5 protein-coding genes and 1 pseudogene are annotated in these 3419 nt (G+C 36.8%); all 6 read left to right on the plus strand.

The features are described from left to right. Positions 1 to 73 precede the first annotated feature (73 nt). On the plus strand, positions 74 to 430 hold the full coding sequence (gene rplR / locus ABZC13_RS14160; protein WP_373005332.1) for a 50S ribosomal protein L18: 357 nt from the start codon (positions 74 to 76) through the stop codon (positions 428 to 430). Between the two features lie 8 nt (positions 431 to 438). Then, positions 439 to 879, plus strand: coding sequence for a 30S ribosomal protein S5 (gene rpsE / locus ABZC13_RS14165; RefSeq protein ID WP_294964898.1), 441 nt, complete (start codon positions 439 to 441; stop codon positions 877 to 879). 3 nt (positions 880 to 882) lie between these two features. Continuing rightward, positions 883 to 1281: a 50S ribosomal protein L15 gene (rplO, locus tag ABZC13_RS14170; protein ID WP_373005336.1), complete on the plus strand. Its 399-nt coding sequence runs from the start codon at positions 883 to 885 to the stop codon at positions 1279 to 1281. A gap of 2 nt (positions 1282 to 1283) precedes the next feature. Beyond that, positions 1284 to 2546, plus strand: a complete 1263-nt coding sequence (gene secY, locus ABZC13_RS14175) for a preprotein translocase subunit SecY (protein ID WP_373005339.1) — start codon at positions 1284 to 1286, stop codon at positions 2544 to 2546. A gap of 3 nt (positions 2547 to 2549) precedes the next feature. Beyond that, positions 2550 to 3308, plus strand: a complete 759-nt coding sequence (map, locus tag ABZC13_RS14180) for a type I methionyl aminopeptidase (protein WP_373005342.1) — start codon at positions 2550 to 2552, stop codon at positions 3306 to 3308. Positions 3309 to 3330: 22 nt separating this feature from the next. Beyond that, a pseudogene (gene infA, locus ABZC13_RS14185) lies at positions 3331 to 3419 on the plus strand (translation initiation factor IF-1); the annotation flags it as partial.

The raw sequence follows: 3419 nt of genomic DNA on the forward strand, positions 1-3419 counted from the left end.
GGTGTTAAATACATGGAAGAGCATATCGTGCGTAAAGCCGGTAAAACTGCTAAGAAATAAGGGAGGAGTATAAATGAATGCTAAAGTATTAAAATCGAAAATTGCTAATCGTTTAAAGCGTAAGCGTCGTATTCGTGCAAAAATATCTGGTTGTGCTTCACTTCCTCGTGTTTCTGTATTTCGTTCAAATCGTTATTTAAGTGTACAAGCTATTGATGATGCATCTGCAACAACATTAGCGGCACTTAACTCAAAGTCAACTGGTCATAAATCAAACAAAGAAGGTGCAGCTGCACTAGGTGAGGCATTCGCTGCAACACTTAAAAAAGCTAACATTTCTGAAGTAGTATTTGATCGTAATGGTTACCAATACCACGGCGTTATAGCTGCATTTGGTGACGCACTTCGTGCTAACGAAATTAAGTTTTAGGGGCTGATATGGAAATCAATAGAGAAGATTTTGAAGAATCAATTGTAAACATTGGTCGTGTTACTAAAGTTGTTAAGGGTGGTAGAAGATTTCGTTTTACTGCACTTATCGTAGTTGGTAACAAAAATGGTACTGTAGGTTATGGTATGGGTAAAGCGAAGGAAGTTCCAGACGCTATCCGTAAAGCTGTTGATAACGCTTTTAAAAACCTAACTACTGTTAGTATCAAAGGTACAACAATAGCACATGATATTGAGCATAAATACAATGCAAGTCGTGTTCTTCTGAAGCCGGCATCTGAAGGTACAGGTGTTATTGCAGGTGGAGCAGCTCGTCCTGTTCTTGAACTTGCAGGTATTCAAGACATACTTACAAAGTCAATTGGCTCAAACAATCCAGGAACACTTGTTCGTGCTACAGTTGAAGCACTTACTCGTATAAAAGGATAGAGAATGGCTATAGAAAATTTATCACCAGCAGAAGGTTCTACAAGTAACCGTAAAAGAGTTGGTCGTGGACAAGGTTCTGGAACTGGTAAGACTGCTGCACGTGGTCAAAAAGGTCAAAAATCTCGTTCAGGTTATAAGAGAAAAAGAAACTTTGAGGGTGGTCAAATGCAACTTGCAAAAAGACTTCCTAAAATCGGATTTCATTCTCGTAATATAAAACCTTACGTTATCAATGTTGAAAGAATTAAAGCAGTTTCAGAATTAGCTGAAATTACTATGGAATCTATCCGTAGTGTTCACAAAATTGCTGCTTCAGTTTCAAAAGTTAAATTAGTTGGTGCATCTGCTAAAGATCTAGCATCAAAAATTAAAGACGACAACGTTACTACAACAGGTAAATAGTCGTGAATAAAAATCTAGTAAATAAGATACTTATTACTATCGGGTTTTTATTCATCTACCGCCTACTGGCGTATGTGCCAGTTCCAGGCGTAGATACTGCTGTTATCGCTTCATTCTTCGATTCACACCAAGCTGACGCATTAGGTTTATTCAATATGTTTAGTGGAAATGCTGTTGAGAGAATGTCTATCATCGCTCTTGGTATTATGCCTTACATCACTGCTTCAATCATCATGGAACTTTTAGCTGCAACGTTTGCTCCTTTAGGTCAAATGAAAAAAGAACGTGACGGAATGGTTAAGTATATGCAAATTATTCGTTATGCGACTATTGTTATTACAATTATCCAAGCTATCGGTATTAGTGTAGGTCTTCAAAGTTTAACTGGTCCAAATGGAAATAGTGCTATTTTAGCTGATCATAACACATTTATAATTCTTTCTGCTGTATCAATGCTAGCTGGAACAATGTTACTAATGTGGATCGGTGAGCAAATTACTCAAAGTGGTATTGGTAATGGTATTTCACTTATTATCTTTGCTGGTATTGTCTCAGCTATTCCAAGTGCGATTGGTCAAACAATCACAATGGTAAATACTGGTGCCATGAGTTTCTTAACTGTAATTGCAATTCTTGCTCTTATATTAAGTACTGTAGCAATCATTATTTACGTTGAACTTGGTGAGCGTCGTGTACCTGTTACATACGCTAAAAAAGTTATGATGCAAAATCAAAACAAAAGAGTAATGAACTATATTCCTATCAAGGTAAACTTAGCTGGTGTTATTCCAGTAATTTTCGCTTCTGCGATATTAATGTTTCCTATGACAGTTTTATCAAGTAGTACAAACCCTACCATTCAGGGAATCGCTGACTTGTTAAATCCTAATAGTTACTTTTTTAACTTTTTAACATTTGCTTTTGTTGTTTTCTTTGCATTCTTTTATGCTTCGATTACATTCAATGCAAAAGATATTTCAGACAATCTAAAGAGACAAGGTGGATTTATTCCAGGTATCCGTACGGGTAATGCTACTATGGAGTTTTTAAATGAAACTGCTAGTAGATTGACTTTTACGGGTGCTTTATATCTTGGTCTTGTTGCGACTCTGCCATTTATGATTATCAAGGGGATGGGTGTACCTTTCTTCTTTGGTGGTACAGCGGTTTTAATCGTTGTTCAAGTTGCTCTAGATACTATGAGAAAAATTGAGGCTCAGGTTTACATGAGTAAATATGAGACGCTAAGTGCTGTTGGACTATAAATAATGGCCATTGCGCTTAGAAAACCTCAAGAAATTGAGAAACTGCGTGCTGCTAACAAAATTGTTGGCGGTGCGCTAGAACTTCTTGCTCAAAACACAAAAGTAGGAATCTCTTTAAAAGAACTAGATGCTATGGCAGAAGATTTCATTCGCTCTCATGGTGCAAAGCCATCTTTTAAAGGTCTCTACGGCTTTCCTAATGCAGTATGTACTTCACTCAATCAAGTTATTATTCACGGTATCCCAACAGATTATAAACTCCAAGAGGGTGATGTAATAGGTTATGATATCGGTACAGAACTTGAGGGATGGTTTGGAGATGCTGCGATCACAGTTCCTGTCGGTAAAGTTGATAGTCAAGATACAGAGTTGATAGCATGTGCTAAAGATACTCTATATCATGCAATCGGCGAGATCAAAGAGGGAATGAGGTTTAAAGAGTTATCTCTTATTATGGAAGAGTTTATCAGAGCTAGAGGTTTTGTTCCTCTACACAATTTTTGTGGTCATGGTATTGGTAAAAAACCTCATGAAGAGCCTGAAATACCAAATTACCTTGATGGTAAAAATCCAAAGTCTGGTCCAAAGATAAAAAACGGAATGGTTTTTTGTCTTGAACCGATGATATGTCAAAAAGAATCAAAACCAATTATTTTAGAAAATAAGTGGGATGTTGTTAGTGCCGATAATTTACGCGGTTCACACTATGAGCATACTGTTGCAGTTATCAATGGTAAAGCTGAGATATTATCTCTTGCTTAAGAGTTAGAAAAAGGACTTATAAATGGCTAAAGCTGACGTTATAGAAGTTGACGGCAAGATTATTGAAGCATTACCAAATGCAACTTTCCGTGTTGAATTAGAAAATGGACA

The sequence above is a fragment of the Sulfurimonas sp. genome (assembly GCF_041563035.1).
Lineage (GTDB): Bacteria > Campylobacterota > Campylobacteria > Campylobacterales > Sulfurimonadaceae > Sulfurimonas.